The organism is Salinimicrobium sp. WS361 (assembly GCF_050750585.1).
Classification (GTDB): domain Bacteria; phylum Bacteroidota; class Bacteroidia; order Flavobacteriales; family Flavobacteriaceae; genus Salinimicrobium.
Genome location: NZ_JBOJLM010000005.1, coordinates 209,885 through 226,860, shown reverse-complemented (window position 1 = coordinate 226,860; position 16,976 = coordinate 209,885). Strand labels below are relative to the sequence as shown.

The 16,976-nt window shown below is 40.8% G+C and carries 15 protein-coding genes, 1 tRNA gene and 1 pseudogene; 4 read left to right on the top strand and 13 right to left on the bottom strand.

All coding sequences use genetic code 11. From position 1 onward, the window contains the following. Positions 1 to 9: 9 nt before the first annotated feature. From ACQ93I_RS07095 to ACQ93I_RS07060, 8 genes are all read right to left on the bottom strand, one after another. Complete coding sequence (locus tag ACQ93I_RS07095; protein ID WP_265164175.1) at positions 10 to 387, bottom strand: c-type cytochrome; 378 nt, start codon at positions 385 to 387, stop codon at positions 10 to 12. Further along, positions 363 to 1,814 carry a PQQ-dependent sugar dehydrogenase gene (locus tag ACQ93I_RS07090; RefSeq protein WP_265164174.1) on the bottom strand — a complete coding sequence of 484 codons (1,452 nt, stop codon included), beginning with the start codon at positions 1,812 to 1,814 and terminating at the stop codon, positions 363 to 365. Before ACQ93I_RS07090 ends, ACQ93I_RS07095 begins: the two co-directional genes overlap by 25 nt. A 493-nt stretch (positions 1,815 to 2,307) precedes the next feature. Continuing rightward, positions 2,308 to 2,661 (bottom strand): hypothetical protein, encoded by a 354-nt coding sequence (locus ACQ93I_RS07085; RefSeq protein WP_265164172.1) that lies wholly within the window; start codon positions 2,659 to 2,661, stop codon positions 2,308 to 2,310. A gap of 1 nt (position 2,662) precedes the next feature. Beyond that, positions 2,663 to 3,904, bottom strand: a complete 1,242-nt coding sequence (locus tag ACQ93I_RS07080; RefSeq protein WP_431697855.1) for a hypothetical protein — start codon at positions 3,902 to 3,904, stop codon at positions 2,663 to 2,665. Beyond that, the gene (locus tag ACQ93I_RS07075) at positions 3,901 to 5,526 is read right to left on the bottom strand and encodes a DUF4396 domain-containing protein (protein ID WP_265164170.1); all 1,626 of its coding nucleotides are present in this window, start codon (positions 5,524 to 5,526) and stop codon (positions 3,901 to 3,903) included. The genes ACQ93I_RS07080 and ACQ93I_RS07075 overlap by 4 nt, the downstream gene beginning before the upstream one ends. 9 nt (positions 5,527 to 5,535) lie before the next feature. Then, positions 5,536 to 5,871 carry a hypothetical protein gene (locus ACQ93I_RS07070; RefSeq protein ID WP_265164169.1) on the bottom strand — a complete coding sequence of 112 codons (336 nt, stop codon included), beginning with the start codon at positions 5,869 to 5,871 and terminating at the stop codon, positions 5,536 to 5,538. Between the two features lie 11 nt (positions 5,872 to 5,882). Beyond that, entirely contained in the window at positions 5,883 to 7,481 is a 1,599-nt protein-coding gene (locus tag ACQ93I_RS07065; RefSeq protein WP_265164168.1) for a hypothetical protein, read from the bottom strand. Positions 7,482 to 9,797: 2,316 nt separating this feature from the next. Next, a tRNA-Met gene (locus tag ACQ93I_RS07060) sits at positions 9,798 to 9,874 on the bottom strand. 166 nt (positions 9,875 to 10,040) lie between these two features. On the opposite strand from ACQ93I_RS07060, the gene ACQ93I_RS07055 reads away from it, so the two are divergent. Both ACQ93I_RS07055 and ACQ93I_RS07050 read left to right on the top strand, forming a co-directional pair. After that, positions 10,041 to 10,427, top strand: coding sequence for an START-like domain-containing protein (locus ACQ93I_RS07055; protein ID WP_266069588.1), 387 nt, complete (start codon positions 10,041 to 10,043; stop codon positions 10,425 to 10,427). Between the two features lie 50 nt (positions 10,428 to 10,477). Beyond that, entirely contained in the window at positions 10,478 to 11,323 is an 846-nt protein-coding gene (locus tag ACQ93I_RS07050) for an aminotransferase class IV (protein ID WP_431697854.1), read from the top strand. Here ACQ93I_RS07050 and ACQ93I_RS07045 read toward each other — a convergent pair. The 5 genes and pseudogenes from ACQ93I_RS07045 to ACQ93I_RS07025 form a co-directional block, all read right to left on the bottom strand. Continuing rightward, on the bottom strand, positions 11,320 to 11,880 hold the full coding sequence (locus ACQ93I_RS07045; RefSeq protein WP_345599028.1) for a YqgE/AlgH family protein: 561 nt from the start codon (positions 11,878 to 11,880) through the stop codon (positions 11,320 to 11,322). The genes ACQ93I_RS07050 and ACQ93I_RS07045 overlap by 4 nt on opposite strands. A gap of 134 nt (positions 11,881 to 12,014) precedes the next feature. Continuing rightward, a pseudogene (locus tag ACQ93I_RS07040) lies at positions 12,015 to 12,296 on the bottom strand (HU family DNA-binding protein); the annotation flags it as partial. 174 nt (positions 12,297 to 12,470) lie between these two features. Continuing rightward, entirely contained in the window at positions 12,471 to 13,418 is a 948-nt protein-coding gene (gene fmt / locus ACQ93I_RS07035; RefSeq protein WP_431697853.1) for a methionyl-tRNA formyltransferase, read from the bottom strand. After that, complete coding sequence (locus tag ACQ93I_RS07030) at positions 13,415 to 15,298, bottom strand: RecQ family ATP-dependent DNA helicase (RefSeq protein ID WP_431697852.1); 1,884 nt, start codon at positions 15,296 to 15,298, stop codon at positions 13,415 to 13,417. The genes fmt and ACQ93I_RS07030 overlap by 4 nt, the downstream gene beginning before the upstream one ends. Positions 15,299 to 15,311: 13 nt before the next feature. Beyond that, complete coding sequence (locus ACQ93I_RS07025) at positions 15,312 to 15,848, bottom strand: AAA family ATPase (RefSeq protein WP_431697851.1); 537 nt, start codon at positions 15,846 to 15,848, stop codon at positions 15,312 to 15,314. An 82-nt stretch (positions 15,849 to 15,930) separates the two neighbouring features. Between ACQ93I_RS07025 and ACQ93I_RS07020 the strand changes: the two genes are divergently transcribed. Together ACQ93I_RS07020 and ACQ93I_RS07015 are read left to right on the top strand one after the other, a co-directional pair. Continuing rightward, entirely contained in the window at positions 15,931 to 16,224 is a 294-nt protein-coding gene (locus tag ACQ93I_RS07020) for a DUF493 family protein (RefSeq protein WP_266069581.1), read from the top strand. A gap of 103 nt (positions 16,225 to 16,327) precedes the next feature. Beyond that, positions 16,328 to 16,969, top strand: coding sequence for a DUF4290 domain-containing protein (locus ACQ93I_RS07015; RefSeq protein WP_431697850.1), 642 nt, complete (start codon positions 16,328 to 16,330; stop codon positions 16,967 to 16,969). The last annotated feature ends 7 nt before the right edge of the window (positions 16,970 to 16,976 follow it).

Below are 16,976 nucleotides of genomic sequence, written 5' to 3'. Positions count from 1 at the left end.
TCTCAGAATTTAGTCTTTGTTCCTGTTTATACGCAAGTAGCGCAGGTATTCTGCGATATTTTCTACCTGTTCATCTGAGAGTTGTTTTTCATTAAATGCGGGCATAACACCAATTCCGTTTCTTATCTGAAATTTAATAAGAGCCTTTGGCAAAGGTTTATTTATAATAGCCAGCCCCACACCCGACATTGCTCCAGGATGACAGGAGGCACAGTAATTGTTGAATAGTATCCTCCCATTTTGAAGCTGCTCTGTTGGCAGCGTGACCACTTCAGCATAAGGTTTTGTCTTTGGGGCAGAGCAGCTAATAATGGCAATGCCTGATAGAAGCGCTATAGCTATAAACCTGTAATTTCTTCCTTTTAATCTTGTCTTGTAATTTTCCATACCACACCAGAATTGTTAACAGGGTTAGCACCTTCCTTGCTCGTTGCAAGGATTCCAAAATCTGTCACATACAATGCAGTACCATCGGGACTGAACTGCACTGACACCGGTCTTTCCAAACCTCCTTTTTCCAACCAGGAGGCAGGTCCATTCTTTTTCGCTTTATTAGTGGCGAAATCCTCAACTATTCCCGATGCTACATCTACACGTACAACCCGATATCCTACGGGCGACAACACCTTTCCTACTCCGGGTGCCATATCGCCAAACTGGGCTATAAAAGCCTGGCCTTCAAAGCCAAAGTCTTCATTTGTGGAAAAACTTATTCCGTTGGAGGAGGAGTGAACCCCCAAACTTGCCACGGGCTGTGGCGGCGTACCGGGATCATTCACCAGTATTTTTTTTGGGTCTTCTTCTCCAGGCACCTCCAGGTGGGTTATGGACATACTTCCATTGTAGTCTGGCCATCCATACCAGGCATCCTGCTCTAGTTTAAAAAGCAAATCTCCTGTTCCCCAAACGGGCCGGCTGCCCCGAACATCATAAGAGTTATTGGTAACGTAGATCTGTCCATCTGGGGCTAATGCGAGGCCGTAAGGATTTCTGAACCCCCAGGCTACCACCTCAAGATCGCCACCATTGATTGGCACCCGCATTACAGCACCCGTACAAGGAATTGCTCCCTTTATCACCTGATTTCGTTGGGCTTTTTGATTATAAGGAAGGAAGGGGCCTGTAATTGCTTTATCATCGGAATTTTCGCTCAGGACATTTTTTGTCTCACTGTTTATTACGTTTATAGTAATATCCTTACACGGAATGTCGTGAAAATCTGGAAAGCGGTGGAGCCAGCCAAAAGAGGCATTATCATTACCCACTATTCCGGAATTGGTTGCTGTGCCTTGTCCAAAATACAGATACCCATCTTTTATGACCGGGCCATTTGTATGGTGGTCCCCAAGACTTGGTAAGCCCTCTACCAATACCTGTGAAGTACCTTTTTTACTAACTTTGAGTATTTTTCCTCCCTCGACCTGCCCTCCTTCAGCTATATAAAAGTAACCCTTGCTATAGGTAATACCATTCCAGGGTCCATTTTTTTGACCCATGTATAGAGTAGTTGTGGAACCGTTAGGCTGTATTTTGAGCAATTTTGGAGCTAAAAAAACTTCTCCATAGGAGTAACCTGCTTCTATAACATAAGTATTTCCTTCCTCATCAAAGGTAACGGCGGTGGGAAAAGTTAATCCTTCTGTGACGACTTCTATTTTATACCCATCAGGTAAAAGCACATCAGTGGGCTCTATATTTCGCTTTTCGGGAACATCATTTAGCTGGCCGCCGCCTTTGGAAGGCATTATACGATAGCAACTTTGGAATCCCACCAGAATAGCGAAGAAAATTATAATTCTAAATTTTTCCTTCATCTTTTTAATTTTTACTGTAGTGGGGGCAGTTTCTTAAATTTGTTGTAGAGGGGATCATGTTAAACTATAAAATGACTGCCGGCCGGCTTATAACTATGATCATCATAATCTAAAAAAATATCTTTTTCCAGGCCTGCAGCCACTGAAGTATAAAATTGTATTGCTTTTTAGGCAGCTTCTGCCCACCACCACCATATCAGTACAATGACTATTATCGTTCCTATGATCCAGTACCACATATTCTTTCTTTTCCGTTCTCTCTCTGTTTCCATAGTTTAGAAAGTTTAATTGATTAAAATTTCAATGAATAAGAATTCCCGTACTTTTTAGGCGGCTTCTGCCCACCACCAGATCAGTGCAATGACTATTATTGTTCCTATGATCCAGTACCACATGTTCTTTCTTTTTTGTTCTCTTTCTGTTTCCATGACTCTGTGATTTTATTTTATTAATTTAAAATTTTCCTGCTTCAGTTATCTTTGTGTAGATAGGATTACTTTCTACTTTTTTCTTCTGATACTCTTCTATTTTCCCGAAGAGTAGAATGGATGCCCAAAAGACCACCAAACAGACCTCCAATCCCGCTTCCTACTACAAAGCCGAAAAAAGCTCCCGGTCCTCGATTTCCTGCCGACATTTGCCCTAAACCTACCACAGACCATGCACCATCGGCCACCATCCAGGCAATGAATCCAAGTAAAATACCACCTATAATAGCGCCTGTAATCGCCATGGAGAGCATCGATGGATGATAAAAGAGCTGTCCATGTGGATCTCTGTTTGTCCTCTCCACCATTAGATCAGGTTCTGGTTTTTTCATTTTCTGCTTCTCGTTTTGTTTTTCCATTTTAATCTTTTTTTTCCTGTAATGTTGGCGCCTCCGTTAAATAAGCCGAAGTATCGGCCGGAATGTCAAAAGGTGATAACAATCGATCCAAATTTTGCTGGGTCGCCAGGCTCACAGAGGTGGTATCCCCAATGATCCAGGCGAAGTTTAAGATGGTTTCCTGGGGGCCTGTTTTAAATGGTTTAACCATTTTTAGGTAATCTGCAGTGGCCTTAGGAACACTATCTGGTTTGACCAGTAAAATAGGGCCGTGTTTTCCCATATGGCCCAAAACTGCTGCCGGGATCATTGATAACATATCGTCCGGATTTCCAATTATATAGTTGTGGCCTGCCTGTGCAATTCCCCAGCCAAAAGATCTGGGTTCCCAGTCCCACCACCATCCCCAGTTTCTGCCAAAATCTTTATATCCAGCGTTAACTGTGTTAGTAGCGAAAACGTTTGGTCCATCAATTCTTCGGACCAGCCCATACTGTCCTAGTTCCTGTGCAACTTTATTTGAGATTACATCTGGCCCACCGGTGAGGTACATAAATGAGCCATGATCTCCATATCTCCTTTTGAGAATATCCCGGGTCGCCTGGGGAATGGAATCCTGATAAACCCAGGCGAATCCTTTGCCCATATGGGCATTCCACCCCATAGGACCTATACCGTGTTTTACGCCATCGGGATGATCTACTGCCGAGATGATGACTTCATCGGGATGATCTGCTTTCATAGCCGCTTGCCACATATCCAGCACTGAGGCTAACTTTACCGGATCTTCTTCGTAAAATGTTCGAACACGATATCCCAACACCTCTCGAATTTTGTTTACCTGGTCCTTCGGAACATTTACTGCATAAACATCAGTGCGTTTATCCTGTAGCACCCCATCTGGTCGAAGCCTTTTCATTTCCCGAAGGGTTTGTTCCGAAATCTTGTTGTCTCTTGTCAGGTAAAGTAAAGGTGCGTTTACCGGCATATGTGTGATGCGATTCATAGCAGTAAAAGCAATCTTCTCATCCTGTGGAACAAGAATGATAGCGCCAACTGCGTTGTCCTCCCTTGTGGCGGGATAAACTGTCTGGGTTAAGAGGATTGCCTGTTCTTCAGGGTTTCTTCCAGGCAGCCTCACAGTATAAGCTGTAGCCAAAGCCTCCTGTTGAAGGGGATGACTTCCTCCTCCTGGCCCTCCTTCAGTTTTGCCACAAGCGGTAAGAAGTAAACCTAATGCTATAGTATAAAAATATCTAATCATACGTTTCCGGGTTTTAAATGTTTACGGATGAAAATCCAGTTTAAAGGCCAGGCGACCAAAAAACCTATAAAAGAGGCCAGCCACATACTCGCAAACCATAAAATATCGTCTTCCTTTGGCATCATAGGTATTTTGTCCATAAGCATATACCAGGAAACCGACATCATTCCAAGGCTTACTGCCAGCATACTTAGTGCTGTGGTGATAAATGCCATTTTAGAAATCTTTTTATCAGACATTCCCGGCATCATTGATTTTTTCATAGGGTATTGGACCATTGCCCAGGCAATGAGCACTGCCAAAATATACATGGCAATCATCATAACAGGCATACCCGCCCCCAGCCAAAAGAAAGGCCCTTCCATTCCTTCCCCAAAGAAAATGGGAAATCCGAACCAGACTAAAATGAAACCAACCACTATCATTAAAGGAGCACCATATCCAAAGCCCATAATAGTAGCGGTAGCACTTTGCTGGTTATGGGAGCGTATCCATCTCCAGTCACCATCATCAACTTCTTTTGCAGGCCTTCTATAGGAATTTATATACAGCACAGGTCCCAGTACCGGCAGCAAAAGCGAAGCCAGCGTCCAGCCGATTTTTATGGGCATCTTTACCATAGGCAGGAAATAAAGGGAATGGATCCACACGAACAGGGCAGAAGCAATTCCCCAAATCAGGAAAATGGACATTAAGGCTTCCATATCACCCAAAGCAATTGGTCCCATACTGGCGTACTCTGCTTTTTCCAAAGCAAAATCGAGGCGCGCCTGGGCTGCATAGCTTATCCTGTTACTCACGACCCAGAAATGCCTGAAAGGACCTTCTGAAGGAGTTACAAACCAGTCTGCGCGTTGAGCAAATGCATATCGATCTAATTCCCCTGAAATTCCACCATCCTCTTCTGCATACAATAAGGTGGCGTTATTACTTTTGGCGTAGGGTAGGGCAGCTAAACCTAAAAGCACATCGTCTGGTGTAGTAAGCACATAATGAAAATATCCATTGTCTCGATCCACTTCACGACCCCATCCAAATTCGGTCTGTTCGTCCCTGTATTCAGCAAGTTTCAAGGCCAGTTGCTGGGGTGACTTTGCGGAAATTCTTTCTACATCCTTAAAGTCACTCAAAATTTCGTCAGGAATCATCTGTTCTGTTCCCAGTACATAGGCTTGCATTGCAGTGGTGACATTTTCCCTACCTGTAAGTTCCCCGTTGTTATAAAAAATCACCGGAGAACCATAAAAGTAGGCGTAGTAGAGTCCAGGTAAAGACCAGGCTAAAGCTTTTTTGTCACCTCCGGACAAAATGATAACGTGCCTGGCTTCAGGATTGACTTTCAGGGAATTCAGAAAAAATTCTTGCCAGTTTTCTTCTGAAGGAGCCATATTTGTAGTTTGTGCTTCTTCATACGGAATGGCAGTCTTTAAATAAGAATGTAGATCCGCAGGTCCTGCATTCACCAGTCGGGTAACGTTTTTTGTATGAGATATAAGGCGGCCTTCTTCAGCAGTTGATCCAGCCCAAGGGGCTACTTCAAGGTCTTCTTTTAAAAGGTTTACAAGACCAAAACCAAGAACAAAGAATACAATAAAAGCCACTATTGGATACGTCCACTTCATAATTTTTATTTAAGGTAATACATAAGTAATTAACCAGAAAAGACCAAAAAATCCAGTGAGACCATAAACAATGGCCAATGCTTTCCTGGTGTTGATGTCCTTTTTTGCAAACATCGTTAGTGCGGGAATAAGTGCAATTACGAAAATCACCATCAAATTATAATGTTTTTCCATACTGTCAGTTGTAAAAGCATTAATGATTAAAGCTAATAGACCTAATGCTACCAGAACAACGTGGCTTAACCAGATCATTTTAGGCACCGACATATTCATGCTTAAGTGGGTAAAGGCCATAAAACCTAAAACCGCTCCTGCAAAAAGTAAAACTGTAGCTGTAATTTCCATTCCCGGTATTTTTATTGTTTGCTAATTTTCCAGATTACACCTGTAAAAGGATGGGCGTTCATTCCCGTATCGTCAAATTCGACTACTCCAAAATCCACGATATACAAATTTCCCTGAGAGTCCCACTCTAACTGAATAGGACGCTCCAAACCACCCCCCTGGTCAGCCGAGGCTGGAAGTCCGGATTTGTTGTAAATGAAATCTGTAGCTTTTCCTGAATTCAAATTTACCTGCTGTACCTTAAAACCCGGCCAATTATACTTTACACCTTCGGGAGCTTCAGATTCTGGCGGCACACCAGGCGGGCGGTGGGGATGATACTTCTCTCCTTTAAAAACCGGTACAATAGCTCCAAATTCAGCGACCAAAATTTCATTTTCGGGTACATCCATTGTTCCATGACCGAATACCATACCCTGAGTTGCTGCATGAGACGACAATTTTGCAAGAGGTTGTATAGGTCTGTTTTTACCTTTTAAAAGTTTGCGGTGAGTTTCAGGAGTAAGGACAAAATTCCGTTCTTCTTTTTTGACCCCAAAACGTTCTTCTGTAATTGGGAGCCCACTATAGAAATCAGGCCAACCATACCATTCCCCTTCTATCACTTCGTAAATAGGTTCCCAGTCAAACATTAATCCGCGTGGGGGCATTGGATTTGCACTGTTCATTGTAGTTATAAGTCTTCCGTCGGGACTAAAGCGATAGCCAAAGCTACTTCGGAATCCCCAGGCAATCCTTTTAATATTGGAGCCGTCTAAATCGCTTACATAAAAGGCTCCGTTTGCAATCTTTTCCCCAGGAATTACCTGCCCCGCGGTAGTGGTCTCCCCTAAAGCGGCATAGGCCCCTGTTTTTACAGAGTCTGCTTCTGTCATAGTAATTTTTGAAGTTGGAACCCAAAAATTTTGTCCGGTAAGCGTAATATCTTCACCTGGGATTTCTCTGGCATCAGGTTTGTTAAATTGGTCTATGACCATTACAAAATGTTCTTCAATTACCCCGCTGTTCCCCTGAGTGGAAAGGAACCAGTACATTTTTTCATCCTTAAAAATTGGTTTTGCATTTAGAAATTCACCCCAGGAAGGAAGCCCATTGATGATGGTTTCAAACTCTTTCGTTTCAAGATTGTAAACAGAATACCGGCTGCGGTGGGAGATATAGAGGTTGCCTTTGTAATAAGTTACTCCTGTTACAGGAGGAATTAGCCCTTCTTCCATATCCTCGGAAGATGCTGATTCCATTATTTCAGTCATTGGAACCACTTTATCGTAAAGTACTTCTACCTGCCCATTGGGGAATACTTTTAGAATACGTGCCTCCGGTGCTCGCGGAGGTTTAGTGCCGTAGGTATGGCCTCCTGCTTCAGCAATATAATAATTTCCTTCCTCGTCAAAGGTGACATCTACAGGGTAAGAGAGGCCGATATTGACAGCTTCTATAGTGAAGCCATCAGGGACAACAATGTCTGCTACCTCAATTACTCGCTGCGAAGGTTGGTTTACAACCTCTTCAGGAATGGCATTGTCTTCGTCTCCCCGGGTTTTTTCAGCATCTTTACACGAGATAACCGTAAAAAAAATAAAGAAATAGTAGAAGTATAAATTTTTCATTTCAAAGGAAATTTCTGATTGATATTTGATTCTAGTGAAGCTCCTGCTTCTTAATGCACAGGTCTTTTGGTGAGTTATTTCTATTTAGTTATGTTTATTGTTTATAATTTGATCAGTTTCCAGACCAAAAAAAAGTCCTTATAGAGAGTTCCCATCTTATTTTTCGTTCGAGTTACCAGATAACACACAATTTTATGTAATACAGTTTTATATTACTCTTGTATTTACATTTCATTGGCAGCTGTTGGGGCGTGCTGAATACAACAAAGGGCAGAGTTATCGGATTAATTCCAAATTAAAATTACAATAACATACAGTTAGGGAGACTTAAAATTTATGTGTAAAACGTTAGTTTTTATGGGTTTAATAATTTTTTAGTAAAAATTATTATCATTTGTTAAATAATTCTCATGTCAAAGTGTAAATCTTGAAGAGGTAAATTAACCGATAAAGCGGAGGTGATTCAGATTTATTTTTGAAAGGAGAGTGAAATTAAAATACTTAAAAATGGTTAAATCAAAATTTTTGAACCCTTAATAAGTAAGATATTTAATTTAAAGGCAACGATGAGGAAATAGTAAAGGTTTAAATCATTTCTAGTATCACATGTGCATCTTAAGCCGGTTATGCTAAAGTTTTAATGTAGCTCCTGTTAAAATATAAGAAGTATTATGTTAATTTATGACGTAATTATCCATTCAATACTGTGGCCCCTGGTAGAAATCCCAAGATCCTATGGAATTAGCCGCTAGTTGAAAGGTGATGCGTTACTCAGGTTGAGGTTTAAAGCTACTTGACATGCTGTAGACTGCTTCTGTGGACAGTTTCAGGACAATCCTAACTGATACCGAATCCTGAAAATGGTAATAGAAGGGTTAAATTGCTGTTCGAAACGGACACGATGCCACCACCCAATCCAAACATTACTGTTTTCACTACAATACTGTTGTAAAATTCTGGCAAAATTTTCCTGGTCCGAGTCAAAAGATTCCCTGAATCGATAGCGTATTCCAATGCTGACATTCGAATCTTCTCCGGTAGAATATTTGACCCATCAGTTTACTTATAAATGTTCAGTTACGTCTTCAGAAAAATTATTGGCATCAATTTCATCGATAAGAATTCCCTATTTGCCAGGCCTAATGAATAAAACCATTTTGTTTCAGTGGAGAAATTCACCGTAAAAGTTGGCTCCAACATTAGTGCCTCTGTCTTCTGAGAAAAGGTTTTGGGAGTGGTTAATAAGGAAAGAGCAATGAAAATCACATTTGCAGAAAAGAATTTCCTCATTGCAGCGAATTCGGAACATCCTAAAATAAAATTGTTGCTGTTTTTAATATCAAACATAACTTTGAAATTTTTGAGGTTGTCGGGGGCGGGAAAAAATCTTTGATTAAAATTAATAGGTAGAAAAGGAAGGCTGCTTTTTTGCAGCCTTTCAATAGTCTCATTTTACAAGTATTAAGCTGTGAAATTCCGGAGATTATTAGCACATTCTCTACAAGCCTGTGCACAGTCCCTACAGTGCTTTAAATCAAATTTTTCACACTCTTCCGGACATTTTCACACATTTCAAGACAATAGTCCACCAATTTTTGGATATCCTTGTATTCTGTAACAAGAATGTCGTTCGATGCCCTGCATACTGCTGCAAAAGCTTTGTCCAGTCTTATGCATTCAATCATATCCTTTAGGTTTTCTTCATTTAAACAAGCGTCGGCACACCAGTTGCAGTGATTTACCTTTTACTAGCTCTTCATTTCTCATAGTTAAATTTTTAAGTTGATTTCGAAATTACAGCTTAACGACGTAATAAACCTTTTGACTTTAAAAGCAAAGCATTAGTTATTATGGTTTTATAGCATTTTTAGCATAGTTTAACTTTCTGTTTAATTCACAACCTGTTAAGCAATTTCGTATGAATGTTTAGGGGAAAAGATCTTTAGGTACTTGAGAGTAGCTTTAAAGAATTTCCGATTTATGACTTATTGGAAAATTGCCTTTAACTGATGTAGTTCTCACATTTCCAATGTTCATAGAATTCTGAGTAACCCAATTTCAGAACTGCTTGTCTATAAAGTGGTGGCAAACCACAGTTTTTCCCTGAATCTTATGAAAACTTTAAAACATACAATTTTTCAAAAAAATTGAATTCTATAGATGCCGTTTTTTCCTTGAAAAATTAAAATCTGCCTACAAAAGAGATCAATAAAGAACAATTTAAATGTGAATCTTGAAAATTTTAATATTCTGTACTTATTCTGTACTAGAGCAAAATAAAAAAGGCTCCCGATTTCTCGAAAGCCTTGTGTTTACTGGTAGCGAGAACGAGATTTGAACTCGTGACCTCCGGGTTATGAATCCGACGCTCTAACCAACTGAGCTACCTCGCCATGTTTCTAAAAGAGACTACCTGTAAGGGCTGTGCTATCTTTTAGCGGGTGCAAATATAAAAACATTTTATCTTGCCGCAAACTATCTTTTAGTAATTATTTAAATTGATTTCTTTTTATGTTTCTAATTAATATTTATATTGCCCGAAACTAACAAAACCGCAGCATGGACGATAAAATAAAGTTTGAAATGGAATTTCCAATCCAGGCTTCCCCTTCTTTACTCTACAACTATATCGCAACCCCGTCAGGCTTAAGTGAATGGTATGCAGATAATGTAAATTCGCGCGGAGAATTATTTACCTTTATTTGGAACGGAAGCGAAGAAAAAGCAAAATTACTGAGCAAGAAATCTGGAGAAAGAGTGAAGTTTCGCTGGTTAGCCGATGATGATACACAATATTTTTTTGAATTGCGTATCCAGGTAGACGAGATCACCAAAGATGTTTCCATTATGATTACCGACTTTGCTGAAGAAGATGAAATAGATGAAGGGAAAATGTTGTGGGAAAATATGATTTCAGATCTTAAACAAGTACTGGGTTCAGTTTAGAAATCCCTTATTTAATACTACCTTTGCCCGTTTTAAAAACGGGTTTTTTTATGGTTAATATCAACGGACAGTTGTTTGAAGAAAAGGAGGCCTCTCTTTCTATTGCTAACCGTGGCTTTGCTTATGGAGATGCGGTGTTTGAGACTATTCGCGTAATTAATGGCAGAATTATTTTCTGGGAAGATCACTACTTTAGGTTAATGGCATCTATGCGTATTATGAGAATGGAAATTCCCGCTACTTTCTCTCCCGAATTTCTTGAAGCTGAAATTTTACAAATAGTACGTGAAAATGACCTTTTTGACACTCAGGCACGGGTGAAGCTCAATGTGTCCCGCCAAGCAGGTGGTTTCTATACACCTCAAACTAACGAAATAGATTATCTCGTTACTGCTGAAGCTTTCCCTGATGCTTTCTACCTTTTAAATGAAGACTTCTACGAAGTCGAACTTTTTAAAGATCACTATGTAGCTAAGGGGTTACTCTCTACGTTAAAGACTAATAACAGGGCGGTGAATGTTTTGGCAGGTATTTATGCCATGGAAAATGATTACCACAACTGTTTGCTGCTCAACGAACAAAAAAATGTTGTTGAGGCACTCAATGGTAATATCTTTTTGGTAGTTGGGAATGTTATTAAAACGCCTCCAATAACCGATGGTTGTTTAAAGGGTATCACCCGCGGAAAGATCCTGGAAATCATAAAGAAACTGCCCGATTACACTCTTGAGGAGGCTTCTATCTCTCCCTTTGAATTGCAAAAGGCAGATGAGATGTTTATATCAAACGTAGTTGTGGGAATACAGCCGGTCAAAAAATACCGGAAGAAAGAGTATAGCAGTGAAGTGGCTAAAGTATTGCTTGGCCGTCTAAATACGCTGGCCAGGTTAAGCTAGTTGTACGAAGGATTTTCTGGAGCGTTAGACCAGATTATATAGTTGCCACCTAACTGGATCATTTTATCTTTCCAGAAAGTGCGTGGTTTACGGTTTAAAATGTCTTTATGATCGTTGTTTTCGGCAACTATCCAGGAATTTGCATTGAGCTCCTGGTTTAATTGGTCAAATTCCCACCCGGAGTAACCCAAAAAGAACTTAATTTCTTTATCACTAATGAGATCTTCATTGATAAGGCCTTTAACCGCTTCAAAATTTCCGCCCCAGTAAATTCCGCTGGCAATCTCAACGCTATCGGGAATAAGATCTGGAACTTTGTGGATAAAGTAAAGATTGTCCTGCTCCACAGGTCCGCCATTGTACACCTTAAAATTTCCGGTAATATCTGGCAGAAGGTCTTTGAGTGTAAAATCGAGTTCCTTGTTCAGGATAAAACCCACAGAGCCGCTCTCGGTATGATCGGCAATGAGCACCACAGATCTATTGAAGGAGAGGTCTCCTGTAATGGCAGGCTCGGCAATAAGAAGTAATCCTTTGGCAGGTTTTAGTGTAGTCATTTCTTCAATAGTTTCTGCAATCTTTTACCTAAATCTAAAAAAATATTGTACAGCGTCAAATGAGAATATACAATATTTAACAAAAAAACTCCCCCGTTTGGGAGAGTTTAATATTTTCTTAGCTTTTGTGAATATTAGTTCACAGCTTTTTGTAGATCTGCACCTGCTTTGAATTTTACTACATTCTTAGCACCAATCTTAATTGTTTTTCCTGTTTGAGGGTTTCTTCCTTCTCTTGCAGCTCTTTTAGAAACTGACCAGGAACCAAATCCTACTAATGAAACGCGATCTCCTTTTTTTAGAGATTTCTCAACATTCTCAAGAAAAGATTCTAGCGCTTTTTTTGCAGCTGCTTTAGAAATCCCGGCATTTTCAGCCATTGCATCAATTAAATCTGTTTTGTTCATAATCTGAGTTTTTAATAGTTGTTGGTTGAACTTTTAATAATTTGCTTTACAAATTTATATGGAAAACTTTCCCATGCAAGTAATATCAAGGGAAAAGCCGGATATTGTTAATAACTTCGGCAAATTGTTGATAACCTTAGTTGATTTTTTCGGAAATACGCTAATATCAGCATTTATAAGGCCTCACAGAACTTTGGCGTTCGTATAAAATTCATAGCCGTTCAAAAGATCCTTAATCGGCATCTTTTTCTTTCCCGGAAGCTGAACCTCTGTAAGTACCAGGAAGCCTTCTTTTACTGCCACTTTTACTGTTTTTCCTTCCTGTACAATTTTCCCGGTAACATGGTCGTGTTCGGTTTTTTCGATTTCGCTGGCGTAGATCTTCATGATCTCCTCTTTGTTGCCATTGCTCAACATGGTCCAGGCGGTAGGATAGGGGCTTAGTCCGCGAATAAGGTTGTACGTGTTTTCTAAAGGTGCTTCCCAGTTCACCCTGGTATTTTCCCTGTCGAGCTTATAGGCGGTCTTTAAATCGCCGCTTTCAGGTTGGGCAGTCGTTTTAACCTCTCCTTTCTTAATGGCCTCTAAAGTCTCTAAAATAAGGTGAGATCCTGTCTGCATAAGCTTGTCGTGCAATTCTCCGGCACTTTCAGTAGCGGTGATGGCTATTTTTTCCTGCATGATCATTTCCCCGGTGTCAATCTTTTCGTCTATAAAAAAGGTGGACACGCCGGTTTCTTTTTCCCCGTTAATTATAGCCCAGTTGATAGGGGCTGCCCCGCGATATTGCGGCAACAAAGACGCATGAAGATTAAAAGTTCCAAATTCCGGCATTTTCCACACTACTTCGGGCAGCATTCTAAAAGCCACTACTACCTGTAGATTTGCGTTGAGCTCCTTTAGTTCGGCTAAAAAATCATCCGACTTTAAATTTACCGGTTGCAGTACTTTCAGGTTTTGCTGAATTGCAAATTGCTTTACTGCCGATGCCTGGAGTTTTCTTCCTCTACCTGCAGGCCTGTCGGGTGCTGTGATAACTCCCACAACATTATATCCTGCTTCCACTATGGCTTTGAGTGAATAAACAGCAAATTCGGGCGTACCCATAAAGACAATTCTCAAATCTCTCATAAATGTTTTAATTTGTATTTATTAGATGCGGTGATAGCCAAGGCTCCTTTCTCAACCAGTAACTGTAAGACTTTGATGATATGATCTTCCGGAAAATTAAGTCTTTCAACCATCTCGCGTGAAGTGTATTCTTGAGCTTCCAGGAGGCCAATAATTGCAAAGTAAATTCTTTTCATCTCCTCACGGGCTAGTTTGGTCTTAAAAGGCCGGCAAACAGAGCAAATTCCGCAGGGCTCAGTTTCCTTTTCCCCAAAATACTGCAACAGTTGTTCACTTTTACACTGCCTGTCGTTCTCAACATATGCAAGCACCTGCTCAACTTTTTCCTGTTTTGTCTTCCCCTGAAGTTTGATGTAAGGTATTAAAGGATTAATAGTGATATCATCTTCCCGGGGCACCAAAAAGGTGATTTTCGTATCGTGTTGATCGTGTTCAAAATTAACTATATCTTCTTTTTGCAGCTGTTGGAGCAGCTTTGCCGCTTCCTGCACTGTAGTTCCTGCTTTCCCGGCTATTACCTGTATATTTAGTTCGATCATACTGTCAAAAGCCCCGCCATAAGTGCGCAAAATGGATTTTACAACAGGATCAAACTGCGGATTTGCTTCCAGGTACCAGTTGATCTGTTTTCCTGTAACCAAAAACTGAATACGTGTTTTCTTCTGAAATTGCTCGGCCATCGTCAGGATGCTCATCCTGTCCAGTAACTGCATCGTGTTATAGGCGAGTAAAGTGTTAAGCTCGTACTTCTGGCAAAACTGGTAAAAGTTGAAATAATGTTCTGTGCCTTCACCTTCGCCGTAGGCTATCCTAAAATAAGAATTCAGTTTTTTGTAAACCAGTTTTACCATCTCAACTCCCGGGAGCGTTGCCAAAAACTGATTTTTAAGCAGGGGAATATCACTTTTGTTGGTAAGAACAACTGCTTTGGCAGGTTTTCTATCCCTTCCGGCCCTTCCGGCTTCCTGAAAATAGCTTTCAAGGCTCTCGGGCAGGTTCAAATGTATCACTGTACGCACATTTGCCTTGTCTATACCCATCCCAAAGGCACTGGTGGCTACCATTACCCTTTTATCTTCCTTAAGCCATTGCTGCAGGCGTAAAGACTTTTCAGATTTTGGAAGTCCGCCGTGGAAAGAGGTGGCAGAAATGCCCTTTTTGAGCAGGTATTGCTCCAGTTCAATAGTGGCCTTGCGAGACCTTACATAGATAATTCCTGCTGCGTCGTGCTCCCGGAGCAATTGCTCCATATAGTAATTTTTGTCCTGGGCCTCTTTTACAATATATGCCAGGTTTTCTCTTCGGAAGGATTTCTGAAGCAGTTTTACATCCTTCAATTCCAGTTGCTGCGCGATATCCTTTACTACCGGAAGTGTTGCCGTGGCAGTCAAAGCCACTACATTAACATCAGGTTTTAGTTGGCGCAGCAAAGAAATATTTCGGTAAGCAGGTCTAAAGTCATGGCCCCATTGTGAAATACAGTGCGCTTCATCTACAGCAATGAGGTTTACCTGCATTTGTTTTATGCGTTCCTGCACCAACTCTTGCTGCAATCTTTCGGGGGAGAGGTAGAGGAACTTGTAATTTCCGTAGATGCAATTATCCAGCATAGTATCCACTTCCCTGAAATGTATGCCGCCGGTGAGTGCCATGGCTTTGATGTTTTTTGCCTGCAGGGCCTTTACCTGGTCTTCCATGAGGGCGACCAGGGGCGAGATCACGATGCAAATTCCGGGTTGTATGATGGCGGGGACCTGAAAACAAAGGGATTTTCCGCCGCCGGTGGGCAGCAGGGCAATGACGTCCTGCTTCCGAAGTAATTGTTCAATAATGTCTTTTTGCAGCGGTCTAAAGCTGTCAAAGCCCCAGTATTGCTTCAATATGTCTTCGGGGCTATTCAAGGTGGTTAAGAATAAACAGGGTCCGTTCGGCAATGGTGCCTTCGGGGACTTCTATAGCTTCATAACCGTGAAAGGCATAGCTGCGGGCCAGCTCATCATGAATCTCTACAGCCTGCTCATAACTTTCATAGCGTTCGTTGTCTTCAGTATATATCTGCTTCCACGGAGGCAAAATAAACACCCTGTCATACACATATTCTTTGCACACGCGATTAAATACGGGAGGATATTCATTTCCGAAGTAATTCATGTAAGCCACAACATCGGGCACCCCACGATCTAGAAAGACCATGTTGGTCTTCTTCTCATGAGCCTCCTTAAACTGCCTAATTCTTCCTTCGAGCAAGAGTTCACTAAAGAGCAGAGGTTCTTTAAGAAACAATTGATCAATTCCTTTTTTTTGAGACTCTCTTATGATATCCCGCGATACTTCATGAAAACAAAAATGTCCGTGTTTTTCAAGGGCTTCAATGACAGATGTCTTTCCTGTACCGGGACCGCCGGTTATTACAATCTTTCTGGTATTCACCCGGCAAATTTCGCGATTTGCATCCAATTTAAAAAATAGATTCTAAAATGTATCTTTGCAGGAATCATGAAGCAAGATCATTATGAGCGAAGCTAAAGACCCGGAAGAATTTTATCGCAAGCTAAAGTCGCAATTGCTGGACACTGCGAGCTGGCCGTCTATTTATTTATATAAATTTATAGTACCCACAAAACCTGAGAAAATACAGGGGGTTGAAGAGATTTTCAACAATATGGGCGCCGTTATTAATACAAAGCAATCCAAAAAGGGGAACTACACCAGTGTTTCTGTAAATGTAAAAATGCAGGACCCCGATGCGGTCATAGCCAAATACAAGGAAGTAGGACAAAAAATTGAAGGAGTGATCTCTCTCTAAATAATTGCAGGATAATTTAGTAGAGCTGCTTTTTTCCTGAATAATTTATTTAATTTGCAGTCGATGAACTTCTGCAGTATATTATCACCTAATATTATTCATTTTGACAAACGAATTAGAATATAACTCCGAAAGGAGTAAACTCATCATTCCTGAGTATGGAAGACATATTCAAAAGATGGTTGAACACGCCGTAGAGATCGCAGATGATGAAGAGCGCAATAAAGTGGCGAAGGCTATAATTTCAGTGATGGGGAATCTCAATCCTCACCTTCGGGATGTACCCGATTTTCAGCATAAACTTTGGGACCAGTTGTTCATTATAAGTGATTTTAAACTTGATGTAGAAAGTCCTTACCCAAAACCTTCCAGGGAAATACTGGAAGAGAGACCTGAGCGTATGCCTTACCCGCAAAACTTTCCGAAGTATCGTTTCTACGGAAATAACATCAAGCGGATGATCGATGAGGCAAATAAATTTGAAGACGGGCCCGAAAAAGAAGGTCTTGTTTTCACGATTGCCAATCACATGAAGAAGTCTTACCTAAGCTGGAATAAAGATTCTGTTGACGACAAAGTGATCTTTGAGCATTTAAGGGAACTAAGTGACGGTAAGATCAATCTAAAAAACACCGAAGAGGACCTGAGCGAAGCTTCAGAACTTTTGAGGAGCAACAAGAAATTCGCCTCTAAAAAGCCGGTTAAAAAGACAAATAACAGAACACGCAGCCGTAAACGATACTAAAAATCAC